This window comes from Candidatus Methylopumilus planktonicus (assembly GCF_000981505.1).
In the GTDB taxonomy this organism is placed as follows: Bacteria; Pseudomonadota; Gammaproteobacteria; order Burkholderiales; family Methylophilaceae; genus Methylopumilus; species Methylopumilus planktonicus.
Genome location: NZ_LN827929.1, coordinates 1,086,171 through 1,111,988, shown reverse-complemented (window position 1 = coordinate 1,111,988; position 25,818 = coordinate 1,086,171). Strand labels below are relative to the sequence as shown.

The window sequence follows — 25,818 nt, the reverse complement described above, 5'->3', positions numbered from 1 at the left end:
AAGGCGCCTTTTTTTATTCATCAATTAAAGAAGTGGCACGATGAGAAGAGCCACAATATTAATAATTTTAATAAGCGGGTTAATAGCAGGGCCAGCAGTATCTTTGTAAGGATCACCTACAGTGTCTCCTGTGATAGCTGCTTTGTGCGCTTCTGAACCTTTACCGCCATGATTACCATCTTCAATATATTTTTTTGCATTATCCCAAGCACCACCACCTGTGCACATTGAGATAGCTACAAATAAACCGGTAACAATCGTTCCCATAAGAAGACCGCCTAATGCTTTAGGTCCTAAAGTTAAGCCCACAATAATTGGAACTGCAACAGGAAGCAATGAAGGCACGATCATTTCTTTAATAGCTGCTGTCGTTAGCATATCAACGGCGCGAGCATAATCAGGTTTGCCTTTACCAGTCATAATACCTTTGATAGTTTTGAATTGACGTCTTACTTCTTCAACCACCGCACCTGCAGCTCTTCCAACAGCTTCCATGGCCATCGCAGCAAAAAGGTAAGGAATAAGACCACCAATAATTAATCCAATAATAACTAGTGGGTCACTTAGATCAAATGTGGTTGCAATACCGACAGACTCTAGTTTATGTGTGTAGTCTGCAAAAAGAACAAGCGCTGCAAGGCCGGCTGATCCAATCGCATAACCTTTAGTGACTGCTTTAGTTGTATTTCCAACTGCATCTAATGGATCAGTTACATCACGAACGCTCTTAGGTAATCCAGCCATTTCAGCAATGCCGCCTGCATTATCGGTAATTGGACCATAAGCATCTAATGCGACAATAATGCCAGCCATACTTAACATCGATGTAGCCGCAACTGCAATACCATAAAGACCTGCAAGATGATGAGATACGAAAATTGCAATACAAACAGATATTACAGGCAAGGCTGTTGATTTCATTGAAATGCCAATGCCAGCAATAATGTTTGTTGCGTGACCTGTTTTGGAAGCACGCGCAACGTGCCTTACAGGCTCATAATCTGTACCCGTATAATATTCCGTAATCCATACCAAGGCTGCTGTTAATACAAGGCCTACGATACATGCTTGGAATAAAGCCATAGAGGAAACGTTTACATTTTGGATTGAAACGCCTTCAGGAAATACAAAGTTTGTTACATAGTAGAAAGCTATAAGTGAAAGTCCGCCGGCTACGATGAGGCCTTTATATAAAGCAGGCATTACATTTTTCATTTTAGGTGTAGCTCTTACAAAGAAACATCCAACAATCGATGTTACGATAGATGACGCACCTAATAGAAGTGGATAAATAATTCCGCTTGCACCATTATTTGTAATAACTAGCCCACCAAGGAGCATAGTTGCAATTAAAGTTACCGCATAGGTTTCAAATAAGTCTGCTGCCATACCTGCGCAATCACCAACATTATCACCGACGTTATCTGCAATCACAGCAGGATTTCTTGGGTCATCTTCTGGAATACCAGCCTCAACTTTACCTACTAAGTCGGCACCTACATCCGCCCCCTTAGTAAAGATACCACCGCCTAAACGGGCAAAAATTGAAATAAGTGAGGAACCAAAAGCGAGCCCAATAAGAGGATTTAAATCAGTTGCATCAGCTCCACCTAGATACATATAAAACCCGGTGACACCAAGAAGCCCAAGTCCAACCACTAATAAACCTGTAATAGCCCCACCTTTAAAAGCTACATCAAGTGCTGGAACGATGCCTTTTGTAGCAGCTTGTGCAGTTCTAACATTAGCTTTCACTGAGACATTCATACCAATAAAACCGCAAGCGCCGGATAGAAAAGCACCAACGACAAACCCTATCGCAGTATCTTTGGATATAAACAAACCAATTAAAATGGCTAGCACCACACCTACGATCGATATCGCTTTGTATTGTCTTGTGAGGTAGGCTTTTGCCCCTTCTTGGATAGCAAGGGCAATTTCTTGCATTTTTGCATTGCCAGCAGGTAGTTTAAATATCCAAGCGCTCATCACTGCACCATAAAGAATTGCCAATAGCGCTGCGCCAATAATAAGGTTAAGTTCTGACATACATGCTCCTAAATTTTGAAATCTTAAAATGAAAAACTTATGTAATAAATTATCACATTCAATAACTTTGTGACTAGAAAACTACATATTTTAATTACAAATTATCCTGCGAAAAGCATTGACAAGCCGATTAAAAATAATAAACAAGCAAATATTTTTTTTAATGACAAAACAGAAATTTGATGAATCCATTTTGTTGCCAATCTAGCAAAAATGAGACTTGAGGATGTTATCAATATAAGCCCAGGTAGATAGATGTAACCGATACTAAATTGAGGGAGTTGACTGACATGTAAGCCATTTTTGATAAATCCGAATGAAGCGCCTAAGCCAATAAATATTCCTAATGAGCTTGAGAGTCCGACCGCAAGTCGCGGTTTAACTTTATGATAAATAAAATAAGGGACAAACATTGTTCCACCCCCAATTCCAATAACGGTCGAGATAGAAGCGATGGCAAATCCATAAATATTAGCAAAAAAAACTGCTGGTAATTGAACAACACTTTTGATTGTAGGTGCCTTTAAAATCTCATAGGCAGCAAGAAAAGTATAGACAATAAAAGCATGTTTAATGAATGCGATATTTAAATGGGGTATAACAAAAGCCATCATCGTTGAACCTAATAAAACCCCAGGAATATATTGAGTAGCAATCGACCAGTCCATATTATTTCGTTTTGTATGATAGAAGCTTGACACCCCCCCTGCAAAAACAATAGAAGCAAGCGATGTCCCAATGGCCATTAATATCGATTGATCAAAGGTAATTTGATGAAAATGGACTAAGACAAATGTGAGAATAGGTACGATGATAAGGCCCCCGCCAATACCTAGAAGTCCTGATAAAGTCCCGATGACGCTTCCAGCAAGGATGAGGATGATTGCTTCAGTCAGCATTTGTATGATGTTTAATTAATCTAATCAGTCGGTGTCTTAAAGGTGAATCTTCGAGGTTATTTAATAAATTTTCCAAAGCAAATTTAGCTTGAGCAGGAAAGCTTTTAGATCGAGGAGGAGTGACTTTGGAATTTTTAATTACTAATTTAATTTTTAAGGATTTAATCGGATTAGCAAAGGGTATCTCTTTTTGAATCCCTTCATTCAAGTCCTTAAGTAGCGTGGACTCAATAAATTTTAATTTGCTCGCAATACCACTGTTTTCAACGTAAATGGTCAAAATGTCGTCTTGAATCCCGCCGACATGAGATAAAGGGGTTAATTTGCTTGGGGCTTTGTTAGACCATAGCTTTTGATAGCCATAAATAGAGCGATTTTTCTCTCTAATTAAGGAAAATACTTCACTTTCCAAAAGCTTGTTCACGGGCTTCATAAGTTATAATTATCTATTATTTAAGCTAAATTTTAGATTTCAATGCGAATTATCTTTGTAACAAATAGTACATCAAAGCCAAAAAGTGTCCATTTAGCAACTTTTATTGCCATACTATTTCTGTGCTTTATTGGGTTTATTCAAGGGATTAGCTGGCTTGATTCAAAATATAACGGCGACGTGGAAGAAAAAAAATCATTAATTAACCTGAAGCTTGACCTTAATTTGGGAAGCTTTCAAAAGAATTTAGATATTTATGCAACCCAAATTGGTGAGCTCCAAGCCCGATTGATGCGTATAGATAATCAATCTCAGAGACTTCAAGACTTTGCTAAAGAAAAATTAAAAACAAATGAAAAAATTCCTAAGCCAGCACCAATAAAATCATCTGGCCAAGGCGGTCCTTTTGTTCCTGAAAAGAATTTTACCGAAGCCGAACTTCAGTCATTTATTGATAAGTTAACACTTGATATTGAAAGGCATGAAGAGTACTACAATAATTTAGAAGCCATTTATCTAAAACAAAGTGTGTTTAAAGATACTTTGCCAAATGCTTCTCCAGTCAACGCACCTTTTAATTCATCAAGTTATGGTTGGAGAGTGGACCCTTTTTTAGGTGTGAAAGCGTTTCATGAAGGATTAGATTTTAGTGCAGATGCTGGCCAGCCTATTAAAGCTACTGCTGCAGGTATAGTGATATCAGCTGAAGTAACGCCTGAGTATGGCAATATGGTAAGAATTTCTCATGGATCTGGGCTTGAAACACGATATGCGCATGCGGCTAAATTATTAGTTAAAGAAGGTGATCGCATTAAAAAGAATCAAGTTGTAGCGTTAGTAGGTAATACTGGAAGGTCGACAGGTCCTCATCTTCATTATGAAATCAGAATGAATGGCGAGTCCTTAGATCCTCGAAAATATCTTCAATATTAATAATTTCAAATTATTTCGACTAAGAATATTCACATTATGTTAAAGACCATTGTTAAGAATTTATTTGGAAGCAGAAACGATAGGCTTCTTAAAGACTACGGCAAAAAAGCCCAGCAAATAAATTTATTAGAAGATGCAACTAAAAAACTTAGTGATGCAGCTTTAAAAGCTAAAACTACTGAATTTAAAAAACGACTTAACGAAGGACAAAAGTTAGATGATTTATTAGTTGAGGCTTTTGCTGTTGTGAGAGAAGTAAGTCGACGCGTATTAGAAATGCGTCACTTTGATGTTCAGCTCATCGGTGGCATGGCACTTCACGATGGAAAAATTTCAGAAATGCGAACAGGCGAAGGCAAGACGCTTGTTGCAACCTTACCAATATATCTTAATGCGCTTTTGGGCAAGGGCGTTCATGTAATTACCGTTAATGATTATCTTGCAAAAAGAGATGCGGAATGGATGGGCCAAATTTATAGATTCTTAGGTCTTGAAGTAGGTATTAATTTATCTAATATTTCGAGCGAAGAGAAGAAAAAAGCTTATGAGGCCGACATTACTTATGGTACAAACAATGAATTTGGTTTTGATTATCTAAGAGATAACATGGTCTTCTCTAAAGAAGAGCGTGTTCAAAGAAAGCTACATTACGGTTTAGTGGATGAAGTTGACTCGATATTAATTGATGAGGCAAGAACGCCTTTAATCATTTCTGGGCAGGCCGAAGATAATGTAGATCTTTATATTAAAATTAATTTAGTTGTGGCAAAGCTTTCAAAACAAAAAACCGAAGAGGAAAGCGGTGATTATTGGATAGATGAAAAAGCACATCAAGTGATTCTATCCGAGAGTGGCCATGAGAATGTAGAGAAGCTATTAATTAAGGCAGGTCTATTATCTGAGCAATCGAGCTTATATGATGCAACTAATATCTCACTCGTTCACCATGTTAACGCATCATTAAAAGCAAGAAACCTTTTCAATAAAGATCAACATTATGTCGTGAAAGACAATGGCATTATTATTGTCGATGAATTTAGCGGAAGAATGATGCCTGGCCGCAGATGGTCAGAGGGTATCCATCAAGCTGTTGAAGCTAAAGAAGGCGTTGAGATACAAAAAGAGAATCAAACGCTAGCCTCTATTACATTCCAAAATTATTTTAGGATGTATGAGAAATTATCTGGTATGACAGGTACGGCTGATACTGAGGCTTTTGAGTTCAATCAAATCTACGGGCTTGAAACCATCATTATTCCGCCACATCGAACCACGCAAAGAAAAGATATGATGGATAAAGTGTATCGCACTTCACAAGAGAGATATGCTGCGGTAATTGAAGATATTAAAGAATGTCAAAAAATTGATCAGCCAGTATTAGTAGGTACCACTTCGATTGAAAATTCAGAGCTTATTTCAGCGTTACTTACAAAAGTAAAATTAAAACATCAAGTATTGAATGCAAAACATCATGAAAAAGAAGCGCACATTATTGCGCAAGCAGGTCGTCCGGGGATGATTACTATCGCGACGAATATGGCAGGTCGAGGAACAGACATTGTGCTTGGCGGCAGTATTGAAGCTGATATTCATGAAATTAAGTTAAGCGATAAATTAACTGACAGTAAAAAAGAAAAAGAAATTAAAGAAATTAAGGACACATGGAAAAAACAAAATAGCTTAGTCGTTAAAGCAGGTGGTCTTCATATTATTGGCACTGAAAGACATGAGTCAAGACGTGTAGATAATCAATTAAGAGGCCGCGCAGGAAGACAGGGGGATCCTGGATCCAGTCGCTTCTATCTATCGTTAGAAGATTCGTTGTTAAGAATATTTGCATCTGATCGAGTATCAGCCATTATGGAAAAGTTAAAAATGCCAGAAGGAGAAGCGATAGAGCATTCATGGGTAACAAAAGCCATTGAAAATGCGCAAAGAAAAGTTGAGGGCCGTAATTTCGATATTAGGAAACAGTTGCTTGAATATGATGATGTTGCGAATGATCAAAGAAAAGTGATTTACGAGCAAAGAAATGAATTGATTGATTCTGACCAAACCGCTGAAACAATTGCAGCAATGAGATCTGATGTTCTTCGGAATCTTTCCCAGAGTCATATTCCACAAGGCAGTATGGAAGATATGTGGGATATCCCTTCCTTAGAAAAAGTTTTATTTTTAGACTACGGATTAAGTCTTTCTATCCAAGGATGGATTGAAAAAGAACCTCAGATTGCTATTGAGGAAATTTATGAAAGAGTCATTACTCTCGCGAATAAGCAATATCAAGAAAAAGAATCTTTAGTGGGTCAGGATGTTATTAGACATTTTGAAAAAACGGTTATGTTACAAAGCATAGATCACCATTGGAGAGAGCATTTATCATCTCTTGATCATTTAAGGCAAGGTATACATTTACGTTCTTATGCGCAAAAAAATCCCAAACAAGAATATAAGAAAGAGGCCTTTGAATTATTTGGATATCTTCTAGACACAGTGAAGTCTGAGGTCACTCGTATTACGATGGTCGTAAAGATTAAGGACGAAGCTGAAGTCAATGAGATTGACAAAAAAAATAAAGATGAAGTTAAAAAGTCATCAAGCAAAAAAGCCGACTTAGAAGATGGTTTGCCTAAGGTGGGTAGAAACGATCCATGCCCATGTGGAAGCAATAAAAAATATAAACATTGCCACGGCACTTTAGAATAGTTAGAGAAAGACTATTGTGATGACTGAATCACCTTGTATCGGCGTTTGTCTCATCAATAAAGAGCACCACTTTTGCGAAGGGTGCTTCAGAAGCCAAGATGAAATTGCTCAGTGGCTAGCGTTAAGCGATGATCAAAAAAAAGAGATTAATGAATTGGCGTCTGAAAGACAAATTAAGCTTATTTCGTTTTAATTTTTAAGTTTTTTCTTATACTCGCATAAATCATAAATAACACAAACATTGCATTTAGGTTGTCTTGCAATGCACGTATATCTTCCATGAAGTATCAAAAGATGATGCGCATCTTGCAAAAATTCTTTCGGGGTTAATTTAATTAATTTTTTTTCTACCTGAAGTACATTTTCTCCCGGTGCTAAATTAATGCGATTTGCGATCCTAAAAATATGGGTGTCTACTGCAATAGTTGGCTCGTGGAAAATAGTATTTAAAATTACGTTCGCAGTTTTTCTTCCTACACCAGGAAGCGCTTCTAGTGCTAATCGATCCTGAGGGACTAGACCTTCAAATTCGGCATCGATAATCTTTGCAGTTTCAAGTATGTTCTTAGCTTTTGTTTTATATAGCCCAATTGTTTTTATACAAAGCTCAATATCCTTTAATTGCATTTGAGCAAGTCGTTTTGCGTTAGGTGCTTTATTGAACAACAACAAAGTTGCTTTATTGACTGATTTGTCAGTAGCTTGGGCAGATAATATGACTGAGATTAGAAGCTGGAAGGGTGTCTGATAAATAAGCTCTGTCGTAGGATGGGGTGTGGCTTTAGATAGCAACTCAAAAATCTTAAATCGCTTTTGAGGGTTCATGAGGAAAGCTACTAGCGTGCTTCGATATGATTTTTTACTGCAATGAGACAAGCTAAACTAATAAAAGCTCCTGGGGGAAGAATTGCCAAAAGAAATCCTGGGTAGTCACTAAAAAAATGAATGACAAGACCGCTTGCTGAAGATCCGAAGATAAGGTCAATGCCAGATAACAAAGTACCTTTGCCAAAAATTTCTCTCAAAGCACCAAGCACGGCTAGTACCATTGCTAAACCAAGTCCCATATAAAGACCATCGAAAAAAGAAGGGGCTGTATCATTTTTTGCTGCAAAAGATTCAACGCGAGCTAACACAATACAATTAGTTACAATAAGAGGGATAAAAATGCCTAAAGCTTTATAGAGTGGCTCTATAAAAGCGTGAATACTAAAATCAATGATTGTTACAAGCGCCGCTATGATGAGAATAAAAACAGGAACTCGAATTTCTGTGGGTACAAATTTTCTAATAGGAGATATAGAACCATTAGATAAAGCCATGACAAGGGCAGTCGCAATACCAAGGCTCAAGCCATTCACCACAGAGGTGGTCACTGCTAGTGTTGGGCATAATCCAAGGAGTTGAACTAATCCGGGATTTTGTTTCCATAATCCATCTATTGCAATTTTTTTAATATCACTCATGATGCAAATAGCCTTTTTTTATTTTCTTTGACATAAAGAAGACTTTTATAGGTAGATTTAATGACAGCTCTGGAAGTAATGGTTGCCCCGGACACATAGTCAAAATCACCACCATCCTTTTTTACTGCCCATTCTTTTTCTCCCATTTCATCTAGAGATTTAAGATTAAAATTTTTAATCCAATGACTTTTGTCAATTTCAATATAATCCCCTAAACCAGGCGTTTCTTTATGTGTAATCACTCTTACACCTAATATTTTATCTTTTTGGTCAACACCCACAAGGGTTTTTATTTCGCCACTATAACCATCGGGAGCTATCGTTTCAATAATCACTGCAATAACCTGATTATTTTTTTTTGCACGATATATATCAATATTTTTTTTATTTCCGATTAGCGGATTAGGCTCAACAGAAATTGTATCCTTCACTAAATTATTATCATAAAGATTAGACGGAACCACTTGATTTAAAAACATACGCTTTGCTCTTGCATCACTTTCTTCAATAGGAGTTTTTGTGAGGAAATAAGAAATACTCAAAGCTGCTGAAGTAACCAAAGAAAATATAATCATAGCTGATGCAGTTATTGAAACTTTTTTAAAGGAGTCTTTAAACATAAAGTTATTTATGACCGAAAATTCGAGGTTGAGTTAGGCTGTCTATTAGGGGCACAAAAATATTCATAATCAATACAGCAAAAGCAACACCTTCTGGATAGCCACCAAAAATTCGAATAATAAAGACCAATAACCCTATTGCAATACCAAAATATATTTTCCCTTTAGGAGTTGTAGGACCGCTTACAGGATCCGTAATAATAAAAAAGGCACAGAGAATACTTCCACCACTCATAACATGAAATAATGGTGAGGCATAGGTATCGGGGGCAATACTATAAAATATTGACGCTATGATAAATAAACTTGCTAAGAATGAAACTGGTAAATGCCATGAAATAATTTTCTCTTTAAGCAAATAAAGTCCTCCTGCAAGATATCCTAGACTGATCAATTCCAAACCCTTACCCCCAAGAAAGCCAAATATTTTGTTTTGCTGAATGACACTTAATGGTTGGTTTAAGGTGAGCTGGGTCTTAATGTAATCAAGAGGCGTTGCAGAGCTCATAGCATCAATTGTTTCTTTAGATAATAAACTGCTATTCATAATAATTTTGATTTGATCAAACCACTCAATATTATTTTCAATGAAAGAGTTGGGTATTTGCCATTGACTCATAATTAAAGGAAAAGAAATAAGTAAAATTGCATATCCCAACATAGCTGGGTTAAATAAGTTATAGCCAAGTCCACCATAAACATGTTTGCCGAAGGTGATGCAAAGAAGCGTGCCTAACACGATAATCCACCAAGGGGCGATCGATGGAATAGACAGGGCAAGAAGCCACGCAGCTACGAGACCACTGCCGTCCAAAATAAATACCTTGATCGGAAGTTTTCTAATTGCAAGAATAGCGCTTTCAGTCAATATCACAGTGAGTGACGCTAGAAAAATATTTAAAATGACGCCAAGCCCAAATGCATAAACATATAAAGCGATACCAGGAATTAAGGCGAGTAAAACTTTGAACATAATGACGCTTACTGAGGGAGCATCTACAATATAAGGCGATCTATTATCCATATTAATTTTTTATATTTTCTTGTTGGTTTTGTTTAACTCTTTCCATGGCCGCTGCAATTGTTGATTTTTTCTCATCATCAGCTTGCTTCTCATTAGCCCCTAAAGCTTTTTGTGCATTTCTTTCAGCACGTTCTTTTTTCTCCCTTTCTATTCTTGCAAGCCTAAAGTCATTTCTCTCTCTAGCAGTGTTTGCAGCTTCTTTTGATTTGTCTTGAGCAATAATCTCACTTTTTGCATATCTATAAAACTGAACAAGAGGAATGTTGCTTGGACATACATAAGTGCAGCAGCCACATTCAATACAGTCGAATAAATTGTAATCTCTGGCTTTTTCAAGCTGAGAAGATTTTGAAAACCAATATAGTTCTTGAGGTTGTAAGTTTACCGGGCAGGCGTCTGCACATCGAGCACATCGAATACAAGGCATCACAGGTTTTGGAGCAGGGAATAATTCTGGCGAACTTTCGATGACACAATTCATTGCTTTTGTCACAGGCACATGAATCGATGGCAAATCAAATCCCATCATAGGGCCACCCATAATAAATTTTTTGGTTTTATTAGAAGAACCACCTGCAGCAGCTATTAATTCTGATAAAGGTGTTCCGAATAATACCTCGTAATTTTGAGGTGCTTTAACAGCCCCTGTAATTGTTACAACGCGACTGATCGATGGCTCTCCTAATTCAAGATATCTATAGATAGCTGCTACTGTAGCTACGTTAAATACTTGAATACCTAAATCTATAGAACGCTTTTCTTTCGGAACCTCAATACCCATTAAGAGGTAAATGAGTCTTTTTGCATCCCCGCTTGGATAAACAGTTGGAACCACTTTAATTTCAATAGTCGTTTTTTGGGCAGCTTTTTTTAGCGCTTCATAGGCTTCAATCTTGTTATTTTCGATACCGACTACACACTCTTTTGCATCAAGGATAGTTTGGGCAATTAATGCTCCTTGAATAATTTCATCAGCTCTTTCTCTCATTAACATATCGTCACAAGTGATAAATGGCTCACACTCGGCAGCATTGATGAGCAAAGTATTGATGGGTTGACTTTGATTTATTTTTAATTTCATGTGGGTTGGAAATACTGCACCACCTAAACCTACAATCCCTGACTGAGAAAGTGCTTCGATTAATTTAGTGCGGTCTAGTTTTTTCCATGAGATAGGCTTCTTTTCAACCCATGTATCTTTAAAATCCGGTTCGATTGTGATACAAAAATCAGGCAGGCCCGATGGATGGGGGAGTATTTCTTCGCTAATCTTTAAGATCTTCCCAGATGTGGGTGCATGGATCGAGGCAGAAATATTACCATCAGCTTCAGCAATAATTTGACCTTTAAGGACTTGATCGCCGGGTTTAACTTTAAGCTTCGCAACACGACCTACATGCTGTCTTAATGGAAGTACTAATTTTTTTGGAATAGGCAATCTTCCAATAGGTAAATTTGTTGATAGCGATTTATTTTCATTGGGGTGAACGCCACCGTTAAATTTAAAAATATTTTTAAATTGCATATAGCTTAAGCTCCATTAGCGTTTTGAATGTTATAGACAGGGTATTTCCATTTCCATGATTGAGAATTTTCAAGGACAGGCTCCATGGTGATGCAATCGACCGGACAAGGAGGTAAACATAATTCGCATCCTGTGCACTCGCTCGCAATGATGGTATGCATTTGTTTCGCAGCACCTAAAATAGCATCAACCGGACACGCTTGAATACAAAGAGTACAACCAATACAAGTTGATTCATCAATCAAGGCAACTGATTTTGGTTTTTGTACACCATGCTCTTGATTGAGCGGTTTAAATTCAACACCCATCAGCTCTGCTAATGCTTTAGCGCCGGTGTCGCCCCCTGGAGGACATTGATTAATATCAGCCTCACCTTTAGCAATAGCAGTTGCATAGGGTTTACAGCCAGGGTAGCCACATTGACCACATTGTGTTTGTGGAAGTATCGCGTCAATTCTTGCGACCATGGGGTCGCCATCTACCTTAAATTTAATCGCTGAATAACCTAAGACCAATCCCAAAAGGACAGCAAGAAAAATCATAACAAGAAGTGCGGTAAACATTAGCGATCCAAACCTGCAAAACCCATAAATGCCAGACTCATAATGGACGCTGTGACAAGAGCTACGGCAGTGCCTTTGAAGGCAGTTGGTATTTCAGCACCATCTAGGCGCTCTCTTAATGATGCAAATAGAATGAGTACTATTGAAAAACCAATCGCACCCCCAAAGCCAAATAATGCTGACTCTATAAGTGTCTGACTTGATTGCGCGTTCAAAAGAGGAATGCCTAATACAGCACAATTAGTGGTGATAAGAGGGAGAAAAATACCTAACACTTGATAGAGTAAGGGGAAGTTTTTTTCCATAAGCATTTCAGTAAACTGAACAACGCCTGCAATGACTACAATAAATGAAATGGTTCTTAAGTAGATAAGATCGTTAGGTTCAAGAAGATAGTGATTAATTGCCCAGCTAGTCATTGAGCCTATAGTTAATACAAAAGCAGTGGCAGCAGACATGCTGATTGATGTTTCTAGTTTCTTAGATACCCCCATAAAAGGGCAAAGCCCTAATATTTTCACTAACACGATATTGTTGACCAATACCGTGCTAATGATAATTAAGAAATAGTGTTGGATCATAAAGATAAATTATACGTTTAAAATTGCTTAAAATATTGATAGGTCATTTCTCTGACTGTTAAGTCCTTTGGAAGTTTAGGATCTTTTTAATAGCTTAAATATACCAATAATTCTATATTACTTCAAAGAATAAAGTTTTATAGTAATATAACTATTTTATATATAGTAAATGATCAATTTTTTTGGTGTTTAGCTATTTAAGTTAAAATAGCGACTTTACTAATTAATAGCCAATCTCATGTCACCTCAAGGCAGTATTGTTGCAATTGTTACCCCTATGTTTCCTGACGAAAGTCTTGATATCGATGCGCTTCATGGGTTAATTGACTTTCATATTAATGAAGGTACAGATGGTATTGTTATTGTGGGTACAACAGGCGAATCACCCACAGTGAATTATGAAGAACATTGCCAGCTTATTGAAACGACGGTTAAGTACGCTAATAAAAGGATTCCAGTCATAGCGGGTACAGGCGCTAACTCTACACAGGAAGCCATAGACCTTACAAAAGAAGCGAAACGCCTAGGTGCGGATGCTTGTTTGTTAGTCACACCTTATTACAACAAGCCGAATCAAGCAGGACTTTTGCAACACTTTACTAAGATTGCTAATGAGGTTGCTATTGATCAAATTCTTTATAACGTTCCTTCCAGAACAGGCTGTGATTTACAAAACGATACAGTATTAAAATTGAGCGAAATTCCGAATATTGTTGGCGTTAAAGATGCAACAGGAGATATGACTCGGGGTATAGATCTGATTAAGAGATTACCATCTCATTTTTCAATATTAAGTGGGGATGATGCTACCGCTTTGTCCTTTATGCTTCTTGGTGGCAAGGGTGTTATTTCTGTCACAGCAAATGTCGCCCCTAAATTAATGCATGAAATGTACGCATGTGCCATGTCTAAACAGAACGAAAAAGCTATCGAAATCAACCAGCAATTGTTTTCCCTTCATACAAATCTGTTTATAGAGTCGAATCCAATCCCTGTAAAATGGGCACTTAAAATAATGGGTCTTATTAAAGAAGGCATTCGATTACCTTTAGTGGAACTTAATCAAGAGCATCACAAAATTATTCAAACTGCTATGAAGGAAGCTCATATTCAATGAAATTACTCGCGCAAAGCAAATGGTTCTATGCATTACCGTTATTTTTACTCTTGAATGGCTGCGAAAATATTCCTTTTGTAGAGCGAGTCACAGCGCCTGACTATAAAGCGACTGGTAGATCTCGCCCACTAGAAGTGCCTCCTGATTTAACTTCAGCTACAACAAATGATGCATACGCAATCCCTGGTTCCACAAGTTATTCAGATTTTAAAAATGGTCAGCAACAAGATAATGGCCAGCCAAAAATTTTACCTAATCCAGAGGGGATGAAGATTGTAAAAGCGGGGGCTCAAAGATGGCTCGTCGTTAATGCGCCTGCTGAGAAAATTTGGCCATTAATTCGTGACTTTTGGATAGACATGGGATTTGCCGTAAAAAAAGAAAATCCAGAAGTAGGTGTCATGGAAACTGAGTGGATTAAAGAAGGTGATCTTATGACCAATGATAATAAGGGAACACTTGATAAATTTGACGCATGGCTTGATTCACTTGCATCAGGAACGGCTAACCGTAAAAAGTTTAGAACTCGGCTTGAGCGCGGTCTTCAAGATGGGACAACTGAAATTTATATGACACACCGAAGTATTGATACTGCTCCAGATGACGGTAAAGAAAAAATTCGGACGCCCTACGGAGTTGTGGATATGGGCTATAAAAATGACTCAAAATCCAAAGAAGATTCAAAAGTCGATTCTAGATCTGATGAGTTAGATGCTGAACTTTTACGAAGACTCATGGTGAAACTCGGCCTCGCAGATAAGCGAGCAAAAGAAATTATTGCCGCACCTATCAGCCAAAAGAGAGCTGAAATTAAAAAAGAGGCAGATGGAAGCTCCTCAGTCGAAATTCAAGATCCATTTGACCGCGCGTGGCGCAGAGTTGGCTTGGCATTAGATATCATTGGATTTGTGATCGAAGATAAAGACAGATCAAACGGAATCTATTTTGTAAAATATGCTGATGTTGATATTGATGACAGTCCTAAGAAGAAAAAAGGCGTTCTAGACTCTCTTATGTTCTGGAGTGACGACGATAAAAAAGATAAGCAAGCTAAAGATACAAGTCAAATCAAAGAAAAGCCTTTATCTGAAAGGCTGAAATTCTGGGGTGGTAGTGACAAAGAAAAAACTAATCCAGAAAAACAATATCGCATTAAAATTATCTCTATAGATAACGGTGGCTCTCAAGTTGTGATTGAGTACCAGGACGGTAAGAAAAATACGTCTTCTACCGCAAATCGAATCATCTCGCTTCTTTATGATCAATTAAAATAAAGATGCAATTCGCATCTTTAGGTAGCGGAAGTGCTGGCAATTCATTTGTAGTTAAGCAAAACAAATCACTATTAATGGTGGATTGCGGTTTTGCAATTCAAGATGTCGTATCTAGATTAGATCGACTTAATGAGACTCCTGAAAGTATTACAGGCATTCTCTTAACTCATGAGCATGAAGATCACGTCAAAGGCGCTTTTAAACTAGCAAACAAATTTAAGATCCCCATTTGGCTTTCCTATGGCACATATAAAATGTGTGAAAAACATATGATTAAATCTTATGAAATTGATTTTCATATGATTGATAGCCACAATGCATTTGAAATAGAAGACTTTACAGTTCAGCCCTTTCCAGTTCCTCATGATGCAAGAGAGCCTACTCAATTTACATTGAGCGACGGCAATCGTAAATTAGGCATTCTAACGGATACAGGCTCTTCAACGCCTCACATTGAAAATATGCTCCAGCACCTCGACGCTCTCATTATTGAATTTAATCACGACCTTAATTTGCTTGAATCAAGCGAATATACATTTAGCCTTAAGAAGAGAATAAGTGGCAAATTGGGCCATTTAGACAATCAAACAGCAGCGAATATTTTGGGAAAAATTCAATTCAAACAATTAAAGCATCTCGTGGCAGCTCATCTTAGCGAGAAAAACAATACTGAGGATTTAGTGAAAGAAGCTATTGTAGGAAAAATAGGATGCGAACGGGATTGGATAAAGATTGCAACGCAAGCCGATGGGACTTCGTGGCAAGTAATATAAAAAAAGCCGGTTAGAAACCGGCTTTTTTATTAAAACAATAGATTAATTATCTATTATTTAGCTTCAGCAGCTGGAGCAGCTTCAGCAGCTGGAGCTGCATCAGCAGCAGGAGCAGCTTCTTCTTTTTTGCCGCAAGCAGTTAAACCAATAGCTAATAGTAAAGCGATAAGTAGTGAACGTGTCATTTTTAATCCTTAAAATTAATGTTGAATTCGGGGCCTATAAACGACTCCCTACAAAATATTCTACAACAAAATAAGCGAGAAAGTTAATATTATTGAATAAAATCAATAAATCCCGAGAGATAGAGGGGTAGCAAGACCATCCCCAAAGCGTTCAAATCCTTTTTGTTCAAACTAGACTTGATTGAGATTTCTCTGTCATTTGCAAGTTGTTTTAGATACACGATGCTCTTCTTATCAGCCTCAATCAGTTCACCATTAATGTAAAAATTATTTTTTATAAAAAGCATTCTTGTTTTTGGATTAAGTTTTAGGGGTTTTTTTTCAAGATCTTTTATTAAAATTTCAACTGTCATAGATTTAGAAGTCTCGAAAATAGCACCTTCGATTGGCTCTGTGAGTAGTTGACCAATAAAAGTATTAATTGATTTCGCATTCCAGCGCAATTGATTCACAATCTGCTGAATTTTTTTTATCATATTTGAATTGATTTCAGCAGGATTTTTTTGAAGATTTAAATTCGGATCTTTATAAAGATCATTTTGATTTGTAATGAGGTTATCTTGAATAAAATCTAAAAATTTAGATTGGATCTCAAATGTCCCAGGCGCTCTGAATCCAATTGAATAAGTTAGGCAATCATCACTTTGAGATATACCCCAGTGACCTACATTGGGAGGCAAATACAGCATGTCACCTGGCTTAAGTACCCATGAATTTTTAGTCTTAAAATTAGTAATGATCTTAATAGCTGATTTTTTATCTAAAGAAAATTTCTTTTGATCACTAATTTTCCATTCTCTTTCGCCATGCGCTTGAAATAGAAATACATCATAAGAGTCATAGTGAGGGCCGACACTGCCTTTTTTTGTAGCAAAGCTCACCATCAAATCATCAAGACGAGCATAAGGTATAAATTTGAAAAGATTTAAAAATGACTCAGCAAAAGGAAGATGATGATTAATATTTTGAACAAGTATCGTCCAGGGCGTGTTAATTTTTTTAGGGACATCTGATTTTTTAAAAGGACCATACTTGACTTGCCAAATACCCCGTTTGAATTCAATCAGACGAGATATTGCATTTTCGTTTTGCGCTATTCTAAAAAGATCTTTTTCTGTAATTGGGGATTTGAAATTCTTAATTGCATCCCTAATTAAAAGAGGTTTTTTTTGCCAATATTTTTTTAGGAAGACATCGTTAGATATTTTTCCTAGAATATGATTTTTACGATCTAATCGCATAATATTTATTTAGCCTTATAACTTCCTAAGTTAAAATAACAGTGTTATGAGCCACCAATTAATTCGTTCGCTATTATTTAAGTTTGATGCAGAATTTTCGCATGACTTAACCCTTAAGGCACTATCTCTTTCTAATAAAATGGGTTTGCTGAGTTTCTTAAAAGCCCCTCATCCTTCGAGGCTTAGAACTGTCATGGGGATTCCCTTTCAAAACCCTGTGGGACTTGCTGCAGGCCTAGATAAGAATGCAAGCCATATTGATGCCTTAGGTAAATTAGGTTTTGGCTTTATTGAAGTTGGAACCATCACCCCAAGACCTCAACCAGGTAATCCAAGACCTCGATTATTTAGGTTGCCCGAGGTTCAGGGCATTATTAACCGTTTTGGCTTTAACAACATAGGTGTAGATGCTGCAGTTGAAAATATAAGATTGAGTAAATATAAAGGCGTACTTGGAATTAATATCGGTAAGAATTTTAATACCCCTATAGAAAGAGCTGCTGAGGATTATATTTTATGTATGAAAAAGGTATATCAGTACGCAAATTATATTGCAGTCAATATTTCCTCACCTAATACAAAAAATTTAAGAGATCTCCAGGAAACCAAAGCGCTTAATATTTTATTAGGCCAACTTAAACAAGAGCAAACTAGATTGAATGATTATTATGGGCGCTATGTACCTATTGCTTTAAAAATTTCACCTGACTTAACATCTAAGCATTTAGATGCAATATCGAAAAGCATCATCAAAAATAGAATTGATGGAGTCATAGCAACTAATACAACTATTAATAGAGATTCAGTAAGTGATCTTTCTAATGGAAAAGAAGCTGGTGGTATGTCAGGCAAGCCTTTATTTAATATGTCCAACTCAATTATTCGCGAGCTTTATTTAAGGCTTCAAGGAGAAGTTCCAATTATTGGTGTGGGTGGTATATCTTCTGGAGAAGATGCAGCAGAAAAAATAAATGCAGGTGCTGAGCTTGTTCAAATGTATTCAGGCCTAATTTACCAAGGAAGAAAGCTCATTCTTGATGCTTGCCATTCCATTGGTTAATGATATTGATTAAACCAAGGTTATATACCTATAGGCGCTGCCCTTATGCCATTCGATCAAGAATGGCCTTGCATCAAGCTAATATTGATTATGAATCTATAGAAATTTCACTCAAAGATAAATCAAGCGAATTCTTAGCATTAAGCCCTAAAGGAACAGTTCCCGTATTGGTAGATGTAAATGGCGAAGTCATCGAAGAGAGTCTTGAGATTATGTTATGGGCTCTAAACCAAAACGATCCAGCATGTTGGCTTTTAAATGATGAGAATATTAGCCGTAAACTCATTGATGAAAATGATCTTAATTTTAAGAAAAATTTAGATAGATATAAATATGCCGATCGTTTTCCAGAGCATTCGAAAGAGCACTATCGCTCTCAATGTGAAATTTTTCTGAATTTATTAAACGATAAATTACAAACTAATCATTACTTAATGGCAGAAAGAATAACTTTTGCTGATGTAGCAATCTTTCCATTTATAAGACAATTTGCATTGGTAGATGAGGATTGGTTTTTAAATTCTAAGTATCAAGAATTAAAAAAATGGCTAAACGATTTTAAAAACACCGAAATGTTTCAAGAGGTGATGAAGAAAAATTAAGACTCTTGAAGAATGGCTTTATTTTCTTCTTCGAAAATTAATTTCACTTTGTCATTGCTATCAATATCAATGATTACATTGCCACCATTAGTGAGCTTACCAAAGAGTAGTTCATCTGCAAGGGCCTTTCTGATTGTATCTTGAATGAGGCGAGACATGGGTCTTGCTCCCATACTCGGATCAAAGCCGTTTTTGGCTAGGTATGATTTGAGAGACTCCGTGAAAGTTGCGTCTACTTTTTTCTCATGTAACTGATCTTCAAGCTGCATCAGGAATTTGTCGACAACTTTTAAAATGACATCATGACTGAGAGGCGCGAATGATACAGTTGCATCAAGTCTATTTCTAAATTCAGGGGTAAATAAGCGTTTGATTTCCGCTTGCTCGTCACCCATTTTTTTAGACTGTGTAAATCCCATAGAAGTTTTTGATAAAGACTCTGCACCAGCATTGGTTGTCATAATCAGGGTAACGTTTCTAAAGTCTGTTTTTCTACCGTTACTGTCTGTTAAAGATCCATGATCCATCACTTGTAGGAGAATATTAAAGATATCAGGGTGCGCTTTTTCAATCTCATCAAGAAGAAGAACGCAATAAGGTTGTTTATTGACAGCTTCCGTCATTAAGCCACCTTGCTCGAATCCAACATAACCTGGTGGAGCCCCAATAAGTCTTGATACTGCATGCCTTTCCATATACTCACTCATATCGATACGAACGAGTTCAATCCCTAGGATGTAAGCCAGTTGGCGAGCTACCTCTGTTTTTCCAACACCTGTTGGTCCGCTAAAAAGGAAATTACCTATAGGCTTATTTGGAACGCCCAATCCACTTCTTGTCATTTTTATAGCGCTAGATAAATTTTCAATCGCTTTATCTTGACCAAAAATAACTGCTTTAAGATCGCGCTCGAGATTTTTTAGAGCATGCTTATCGTCATTGGAAATATTTTTTGGAGGGATCTTAGCAATCTTAGCTACGACTTCTTCAATTTCTTTATTAGTGATTACTTTCTTCTGTTTATTTTTTGGAAGTATTCTCTGAGCAGCACCTGCCTCATCAATGACATCAATCGCTTTATCAGGAAGATGCCTATCATTAATATATTTTGCAGAAAGTTCGGCTGCACTATGAATTGCTGCAACAGAATACTTTACGTTGTGATGTTTTTCAAACCTAGTTTTAAGGCCTTTAAGAATATTAATCGTATCAAGAATGCTTGGCTCATTAACATCAATTTTTTGAAATCTTCTTGCGAGCGCATGATCTTTTTCGAAAACCATTCTATATTCTTGATAAGTCGTCGCACCAATACATTTAATAGTTCCGTTTGATAATGCTGGTTTAAGTAGGTTAGATGCATCGAGCGTTCCTCCGCTTGCAGATCCAGCCCCTATGAGCGTGTGAATTTCATCAATAAATAAAATAGCATCTTTATGTTCATTGAGTTGCTTCATCACAGATTTGAGTCTTTGCTCAAAATCTCCCCGGTATTTCGTGCCTGCTAACAATGTGCCCATATCGAGCGAGAATATGGTTGTCCCTTCTAGGATGGTAGGCACTTCCTTGTCTACAATTCTTTTTGCAAGTCCTTCAGCAATTGCAGTCTTTCCAACACCGGCTTCACCTACCAAAAGAGGATTGTTTTTTCTTCTTCTGCAGAGAGTTTGGATGACTCGCTCAATTTCTGAATCTCGACCAATCAGAGGGTCAATTTTCCCGGCTAAAACCATCTTATTAAGATTAACCGTGTAAGTTTCTAGAGCTTTGCTACTGGATGATTCTTGATCACTTTCTTGTTCTGTAGATGGTTTAGGAGTTTCACCCTCATTTAATTTAGATACTCCATGCGCAATAAAATTAACGACATCAAGGCGTGTTACACCTTGCTGATGAAGAAAGTAAACTGCATGTGAATCTTTTTCGCCATAAATTGCAACTAATACATTTGCTCCATTGACTTCTTTTTTGCCAGAGGATTGCACATGAAGCATTGCTCTTTGAATGACTCTTTGAAATCCAAGCGTGGGCTGTGTATCAACTTCATCCTCGCCAGATATAGTTGGCGTATGTTCGTCGATATATTGAGTTAATTCATTTCTGAGAATTTCAACATTTGAGCCGCAGGCTTTAAGTACTTCTGCTGCAGAAGGATTATCAAGCATAGCAAGAAGCAAATGTTCAACCGTAATAAGTTCGTGACGCTTTTGTCTTGCATCCATAAATGCCATATGCAGGCTTACTTCGAGTTCTTGAGCTATCATAATTTAAATTTAATCAATTCTTTCAATAATACATTGCAAAGGATGTTGGTGTTCTTTAGCATAGTTTAGCACTTGATTCATTTTTGTTTCTGCAATATCTATAGGAAATATTCCACATACACCCAAGCCCTCTGTATGTATTTTTAACATTATACGAGTAGCCTCATCAACACTTTTATTAAAAAAACGCTGAATTGTATTCACAACGAATTCCATAGGCGTAAAGTCATCATTCAGTATAATAACTTTATACATGCTAGGAAGTTTAGTCTTAGCTTTCTTTGGACTAAGCTTTAGGTCTTCAGTTGCATTTACTTTTGGCATGAGTTAATCCCTATTTATTATTGTGATTAAAAAAAATAAAAACTCAAGCAATTCTTCAGGAGAATTTTAAAAAAATTACGACAGAGGATAGATTTTTATGCTCTTTACAATTCGGTCGTGAGACTGAAGAACTTCCATAGTATGGTTGGCAATTTTGAAACTTGTATTCGGTTCTGGGATATCTTCAAAGTATTCTAACACCAAGCCATTCAATGTCTTAGGCCCGTCAATTGGGAATTGAAGATCCAATTTTTTATTAAGTGTTCGAATCGTTACACTGCCATCTACAATCCACCCCCCATCTTCGTCTTGAGTAAATTTAGATGATTTCGAAAGAAAATCTAAGTTAAATTCACCCACAATTTCCTCTAAAATATCCTCAAGGCTTATAAGGCCAATAAATTCGCCATGCTCATTTACAATTAAACCAATTCTTTCTTGCCTGTCCTGAAAGTGCTGCATTTGATTGTATAAAGGTGTACCAGATGGAATAAAGTAAGGTTCTGAAATAAGCTCTTTTAAATCATCCTTTGTAATTTTATTTAAAGCATCATGCATATTAAGTTGCTTAATAATTTTTTGAGTATTAAGTAACCCTAAGATACTGTCAGGCGAATTTGTTTTTACCAGTATTCTGCTGTGCTGGAAAGTAAGTAATTTCTGAATAATTTCTTCATCCATTAAGTCAAAATCAATTGTTTCAACAAAAGTATGCGGAATCATAATGTCGTCTACCGTGATACGCTCGAGCTCAAATACATTAAGTAGTATTTTGCGATGCTGATTCGGAATGAATTGACCTGCTTCAGAAATAATACTTCTTAATTCATCCATTGATATTGCATGAAGATTGTTATTCAAATCAAGTTTGACATTAAATATTTTTACAAAACTTAATACAAAAAAGTTTACTACTGCCACAATTGGATAAAGAATTTTTAAAAGAGGGTAGAGGATATAGCCGCAGAAAAATGCAAATCGTTCTGGCTTGGAAGCTGCAATAACTTTTGGAGATACTTCACCAAAAATGAGAATTAAGAATGTGGTCACTAAGGTTCCAGCCATAAGTGCTATTTGTCCTTCTCCATAGAGGCGCACTGTAATAATAGTCACAATCATTGCAGACGCTGCACTTGCAAATTCTTTACAAAGGAGAATGACGCCTAAAAGCTTTGCAGGCGAAGAGAGTAATTTATTTGTGAGTATTGCGGCATGATTGCCCTGAGAGACTAAATGTTTTAATCGATAGCGGTTGAGTGTCATTAAGCTTGTTTCAGCAAGCGAGAAAAAAGCAGCAATAGCCAGCAAAGCTATAAGAATGACAAATTGATAACTAATAGAAAGGGTATTCAAAGTTTAAAAAAACTTATGGATTAATTTCTTTTGACGTATCTTCTTTGGATTGATCTGGAACGAGATTGCGCTGAGATACGCCAAGCCACATTGCAACTGGACATGCGACAAGTACTGATGAATAGATGCCGAATAAAATACCAATAGTTAATGCAAGAGCAAAGTTATGAAGCGTTTCTCCGCCAAAAAATAACATCGAGCACACCATTGTTTGAGTCATCAAATGCGTGATGATAGTGCGAGACATTGTTCTTGTGATTGCATTGTCAATTACTTCAACCACATTAGCTTTTCTCATTTTTTTAAAGTTTTCTCTGACGCGATCAAAAACCACAACCGATTCATTTACAGAATAACCTAATACAGCAAGGATAGCTGCGAGGACAGTGAGGTTAAATTCCCATTGGAAAAATGCAAAGAAGCCTAAAATAATTATGACATCATGCATATTGGCAATGATTGCAGCAACTGCAAAACGCCATTCAAATCTTAATGCAAGATAAGCAATAATTCCAAAACATACAAGAAGCAGAGCGAGCGCACCATTTGCATAGAGCTCTTCCCCAACTTGCGATCCGACAGACTCTACCCTTTGTATTTTTGTATCTTTATCACTTTCAATAAGTGCTGCCGATACTTTTTCTGATAATTGAGCGATAGATAAATCTTGTCGAATAGGTAAGCGGATTAATACATCCTTACTTGTACCAAAGTTTTGTACTGTCGTGTCTTTAAGATCAATTTTATCCATGACTTGACGAATCTTATCGATATCTGCTGGGTGGCTATAACTTACTTCCATAAGTGTGCCACCAGTAAAATCTACACCAAGATTAAGGCCTTTAATGCTTAAAAAGAGGACAGCAATAATAAACGTAATGAGAGAAATGGTCGTGGTTAATCGACCGTAACTCATAAAAGGAATATCTTTTTTTATTCTAAATAATTCCATAATTAATCTTCTTTTGGCCTATAGATTTGACCAATAGACAATTTATCAATTTTGCGACGATAACCATACATAATATTGACAATCGCTCTTGATACTAAAATAGCACTGAACATAGAAGTTAAAATACCTAATACGTGAACAACAGCAAACCCTTTAATAGGACCTGTACCAAACATGAATAAGGCGAGACCTGCAATTAATGTCGTGACATTAGAGTCTAGAATAGTATCAAAAGCCCGATCATAACCAGCATGAATACTTGCTTGCGGCGTATTGCCATTTCTAAGTTCTTCCCTGATTCTTTCATTAATGAGTACATTTGCATCAATCGCCATACCTAATGCTAAGGCAATCGCTGCTAGTCCAGGAAGTGTTAGGGTCGCTTGAATAATAGATAATAAAGCGACGAGTAATAATAAATTTACAGCAAGCGCAAAAATAGAAACGCCACCAAAGGCCATGTAGTAAATAATCATCATGATTGAAATAGCTGCAAAACCCCATAAAGTCGAGTGAACACCGCGTTTAATATTTTCTTCCCCCATGCTAGGACCCACTGTTCGCTCTTCAATAATTTGCATTGGTGCTGCCAAAGCCCCGGCCCTTAATAAAAGAGATATATCAGTAGCCTCTTGAGGACTATTCATACCAGAAATTTGTACTCGACCACCACCAATTTCCTGTTGGATGACAGGCGCTGTAACCACTTCCGTTTGTCCTTTTTCTACAAGAAGAATAGCTAAACGCTTACCTACATTTTCTCGCGTGACTTGTTTAAATATGTTTGAGCCTCTTCCGTCTAGCGTGACATGTACAACAGATCTTCCTGATTGTTGATCAACACCAGGCCCAGCATCTGTGATTCTTTCACCTGTCAGTAATACGTTTTTCTTAACGAGAATGGGTCTACCGTCTCTGTCTTTAAAAAGATCGTCACCAAAAGGTGTATTCCCTTTTTGAGCGCTTTCTAATGTAGCGATATCTGTTTTATCTTCATCGACTAATCTGATTTCGAGTGTCGCTGTTCGGCCAAGAATTTCTTTGGCTTTTGCTGTGTCTTGAACACCGGGGAGTTGCACCACGATTCGGTCTAAACCTTGTTGTTGAATGATAGGCTCTGCAACGCCAAGTTCGTTAATTCGGTTATGAAGTGTTTGTAAGTTTTGTTTAAGCGCAAATTCTTGAATTTTTTTCTTGCCCATTTCACTCATACTAATGTCAAGCGCTTTATCTTTACCAACCGATGATTCATTGACCATTAAATCTGGATAATTTACTTTGATAATTTTTTTAGCTTTTTCGAGATCTTCTTGGCTGTCGAACTGAAGTTTTACAATTTCATTTAATCTAGAAGCACCAATATAAGAAATACGTTCTTTCCTGAGCGCCATGCGAAAATCATTAAGGTTACTTTCAGCTGCTTGTTCCGATGCAGCTTTCATATCTACCTGAAGAAGAAAGTGCACGCCGCCTCTTAAATCCAAACCCAAATACATTGGGATAGCACCAATTTTAGATAGCCATGAAGGCGATTTAGAAACCAGGTTAAGTGCGATTACATAGTTAGCGCCCAGAGCATTTTGAAGAATATCTTTTGCTTTAAGCTGGTTATCAGGATTTGCAAATTTAATTTTAATGCCATTGGGTTCTTGAACGATGCCATCGAAAGGAAGATTTGCTTCTTTTAAACTACCTTCAATCGACGCCAATATAGATAAATCTAATTTATCTGATGACTTGGTTGGCATGATTTGAACTGCAGGCGATTCCCCAAAAAAATTAGGAATTGAGTAGATAAGGCCAATAAAAATTGCAACTAAGACAAGACCATACTTCCATTTAGGATATTGATTCATGATGAACTTAAGCTATCA

Annotated in this window: 25 protein-coding genes; 8 read left to right on the top strand and 17 right to left on the bottom strand. The window is 36.9% G+C overall.

From position 1 onward, the window contains the following. Window positions 1-24 precede the first annotated feature (24 nt). From BN1208_RS05835 to BN1208_RS05825, 3 genes are all read right to left on the bottom strand, one after another. Window positions 25-2,049, bottom strand: coding sequence for a sodium-translocating pyrophosphatase (locus BN1208_RS05835; protein ID WP_046488734.1), 2,025 nt, complete (start codon window positions 2,047-2,049; stop codon window positions 25-27). Between the two features lie 101 nt (window positions 2,050-2,150). Continuing rightward, the gene (locus BN1208_RS05830; RefSeq protein ID WP_046488732.1) at window positions 2,151-2,948 is read right to left on the bottom strand and encodes a sulfite exporter TauE/SafE family protein; all 798 of its coding nucleotides are present in this window, start codon (window positions 2,946-2,948) and stop codon (window positions 2,151-2,153) included. Further along, a complete protein-coding gene (locus BN1208_RS05825) occupies window positions 2,938-3,381 on the bottom strand; it encodes a DciA family protein (RefSeq protein WP_046488730.1) in 444 nt (147 codons plus the stop codon). Before BN1208_RS05825 ends, BN1208_RS05830 begins: the two co-directional genes overlap by 11 nt. 42 nt (window positions 3,382-3,423) lie before the next feature. Here BN1208_RS05825 and BN1208_RS05820 point away from each other — a divergent pair, with 42 nt between their 5' ends. Genes BN1208_RS05820 through BN1208_RS07220 form a run of 3 tightly spaced genes read left to right on the top strand, consistent with a single transcriptional unit; the run spans window position 3,424 to window position 7,213 of the window. After that, window positions 3,424-4,314, top strand: coding sequence for a M23 family metallopeptidase (locus tag BN1208_RS05820; protein ID WP_046488729.1), 891 nt, complete (start codon window positions 3,424-3,426; stop codon window positions 4,312-4,314). Window positions 4,315-4,350: 36 nt separating this feature from the next. Next, entirely contained in the window at window positions 4,351-7,020 is a 2,670-nt protein-coding gene (secA, locus tag BN1208_RS05815; protein ID WP_046488727.1) for a preprotein translocase subunit SecA, read from the top strand. A 19-nt stretch (window positions 7,021-7,039) separates the two neighbouring features. Continuing rightward, window positions 7,040-7,213, top strand: a complete 174-nt coding sequence (locus BN1208_RS07220) for a DUF1289 domain-containing protein (protein WP_082092855.1) — start codon at window positions 7,040-7,042, stop codon at window positions 7,211-7,213. On the opposite strand, the gene nth is transcribed toward BN1208_RS07220, so the two are convergent. From nth to rsxA, 7 genes are read right to left on the bottom strand one after another with little or no spacing between them, the layout of a single operon-like run. Beyond that, window positions 7,210-7,845: an endonuclease III gene (nth, locus tag BN1208_RS05810; RefSeq protein ID WP_046488725.1), complete on the bottom strand. Its 636-nt coding sequence runs from the start codon at window positions 7,843-7,845 to the stop codon at window positions 7,210-7,212. The genes BN1208_RS07220 and nth overlap by 4 nt on opposite strands. Window positions 7,846-7,856: 11 nt before the next feature. Beyond that, a complete protein-coding gene (locus BN1208_RS05805) occupies window positions 7,857-8,486 on the bottom strand; it encodes an electron transport complex subunit E (RefSeq protein ID WP_046488724.1) in 630 nt (209 codons plus the stop codon). Then, window positions 8,483-9,106, bottom strand: a complete 624-nt coding sequence (gene rsxG / locus BN1208_RS05800) for an electron transport complex subunit RsxG (RefSeq protein ID WP_046488722.1) — start codon at window positions 9,104-9,106, stop codon at window positions 8,483-8,485. The genes BN1208_RS05805 and rsxG overlap by 4 nt, the downstream gene beginning before the upstream one ends. A gap of 4 nt (window positions 9,107-9,110) precedes the next feature. Further along, the gene (locus BN1208_RS05795; RefSeq protein ID WP_046488720.1) at window positions 9,111-10,130 is read right to left on the bottom strand and encodes an RnfABCDGE type electron transport complex subunit D; all 1,020 of its coding nucleotides are present in this window, start codon (window positions 10,128-10,130) and stop codon (window positions 9,111-9,113) included. 1 nt (window position 10,131) lies between these two features. After that, on the bottom strand, window positions 10,132-11,655 hold the full coding sequence (gene rsxC / locus BN1208_RS05790) for an electron transport complex subunit RsxC (RefSeq protein ID WP_046488719.1): 1,524 nt from the start codon (window positions 11,653-11,655) through the stop codon (window positions 10,132-10,134). Between the two features lie 5 nt (window positions 11,656-11,660). Then, on the bottom strand, window positions 11,661-12,218 hold the full coding sequence (rsxB, locus tag BN1208_RS05785) for an electron transport complex subunit RsxB (RefSeq protein ID WP_046488717.1): 558 nt from the start codon (window positions 12,216-12,218) through the stop codon (window positions 11,661-11,663). Further along, window positions 12,218-12,799 carry an electron transport complex subunit RsxA gene (gene rsxA / locus BN1208_RS05780; protein ID WP_046488715.1) on the bottom strand — a complete coding sequence of 194 codons (582 nt, stop codon included), beginning with the start codon at window positions 12,797-12,799 and terminating at the stop codon, window positions 12,218-12,220. Before rsxA ends, rsxB begins: the two co-directional genes overlap by 1 nt. A gap of 238 nt (window positions 12,800-13,037) precedes the next feature. Here rsxA and dapA point away from each other — a divergent pair, with 238 nt between their 5' ends. The 3 genes from dapA to BN1208_RS05765 are packed head-to-tail and all read left to right on the top strand — an operon-like array spanning window position 13,038 to window position 15,963. Next, window positions 13,038-13,916 (top strand): 4-hydroxy-tetrahydrodipicolinate synthase, encoded by an 879-nt coding sequence (gene dapA / locus BN1208_RS05775; protein ID WP_046488713.1) that lies wholly within the window; start codon window positions 13,038-13,040, stop codon window positions 13,914-13,916. Continuing rightward, window positions 13,913-15,190: an outer membrane protein assembly factor BamC gene (bamC, locus tag BN1208_RS05770; RefSeq protein ID WP_046488710.1), complete on the top strand. Its 1,278-nt coding sequence runs from the start codon at window positions 13,913-13,915 to the stop codon at window positions 15,188-15,190. Before dapA ends, bamC begins: the two co-directional genes overlap by 4 nt. Window positions 15,191-15,192: 2 nt before the next feature. Then, window positions 15,193-15,963: an MBL fold metallo-hydrolase gene (locus BN1208_RS05765; RefSeq protein ID WP_046488709.1), complete on the top strand. Its 771-nt coding sequence runs from the start codon at window positions 15,193-15,195 to the stop codon at window positions 15,961-15,963. 53 nt (window positions 15,964-16,016) lie between these two features. On the opposite strand, the gene BN1208_RS07430 is transcribed toward BN1208_RS05765, so the two are convergent. Together BN1208_RS07430 and BN1208_RS05760 are read right to left on the bottom strand one after the other, a co-directional pair. Continuing rightward, on the bottom strand, window positions 16,017-16,148 hold the full coding sequence (locus BN1208_RS07430; RefSeq protein WP_262981973.1) for a hypothetical protein: 132 nt from the start codon (window positions 16,146-16,148) through the stop codon (window positions 16,017-16,019). An 89-nt stretch (window positions 16,149-16,237) separates the two neighbouring features. Next, window positions 16,238-17,389, bottom strand: coding sequence for a JmjC domain-containing protein (locus tag BN1208_RS05760; protein ID WP_046488707.1), 1,152 nt, complete (start codon window positions 17,387-17,389; stop codon window positions 16,238-16,240). Between the two features lie 46 nt (window positions 17,390-17,435). Here BN1208_RS05760 and BN1208_RS05755 point away from each other — a divergent pair, with 46 nt between their 5' ends. Together BN1208_RS05755 and BN1208_RS05750 are read left to right on the top strand one after the other, a co-directional pair. After that, window positions 17,436-18,449, top strand: coding sequence for a quinone-dependent dihydroorotate dehydrogenase (locus BN1208_RS05755; RefSeq protein ID WP_046488706.1), 1,014 nt, complete (start codon window positions 17,436-17,438; stop codon window positions 18,447-18,449). Further along, the gene (locus BN1208_RS05750) at window positions 18,449-19,051 is read left to right on the top strand and encodes a glutathione S-transferase (protein ID WP_046488705.1); all 603 of its coding nucleotides are present in this window, start codon (window positions 18,449-18,451) and stop codon (window positions 19,049-19,051) included. The genes BN1208_RS05755 and BN1208_RS05750 overlap by 1 nt, the downstream gene beginning before the upstream one ends. Here BN1208_RS05750 and clpA read toward each other — a convergent pair. The 5 genes from clpA to secD all read right to left on the bottom strand — a co-directional run bounded on the left by clpA (window position 19,048) and on the right by secD (window position 25,800). Continuing rightward, window positions 19,048-21,315: an ATP-dependent Clp protease ATP-binding subunit ClpA gene (gene clpA / locus BN1208_RS05745; protein WP_046488704.1), complete on the bottom strand. Its 2,268-nt coding sequence runs from the start codon at window positions 21,313-21,315 to the stop codon at window positions 19,048-19,050. The two genes, BN1208_RS05750 and clpA, sit on opposite strands and share 4 nt — an antisense overlap. A 9-nt stretch (window positions 21,316-21,324) precedes the next feature. Further along, window positions 21,325-21,639: an ATP-dependent Clp protease adapter ClpS gene (clpS, locus tag BN1208_RS05740; RefSeq protein ID WP_046488703.1), complete on the bottom strand. Its 315-nt coding sequence runs from the start codon at window positions 21,637-21,639 to the stop codon at window positions 21,325-21,327. 75 nt (window positions 21,640-21,714) lie between these two features. Next, on the bottom strand, window positions 21,715-22,992 hold the full coding sequence (locus tag BN1208_RS05735) for an HlyC/CorC family transporter (protein ID WP_046488702.1): 1,278 nt from the start codon (window positions 22,990-22,992) through the stop codon (window positions 21,715-21,717). Window positions 22,993-23,005: 13 nt separating this feature from the next. Continuing rightward, window positions 23,006-23,944: a protein translocase subunit SecF gene (gene secF / locus BN1208_RS05730; RefSeq protein ID WP_046488700.1), complete on the bottom strand. Its 939-nt coding sequence runs from the start codon at window positions 23,942-23,944 to the stop codon at window positions 23,006-23,008. Between the two features lie 2 nt (window positions 23,945-23,946). Beyond that, window positions 23,947-25,800: a protein translocase subunit SecD gene (gene secD / locus BN1208_RS05725; RefSeq protein ID WP_046488698.1), complete on the bottom strand. Its 1,854-nt coding sequence runs from the start codon at window positions 25,798-25,800 to the stop codon at window positions 23,947-23,949. Window positions 25,801-25,818 lie beyond the last annotated feature (18 nt).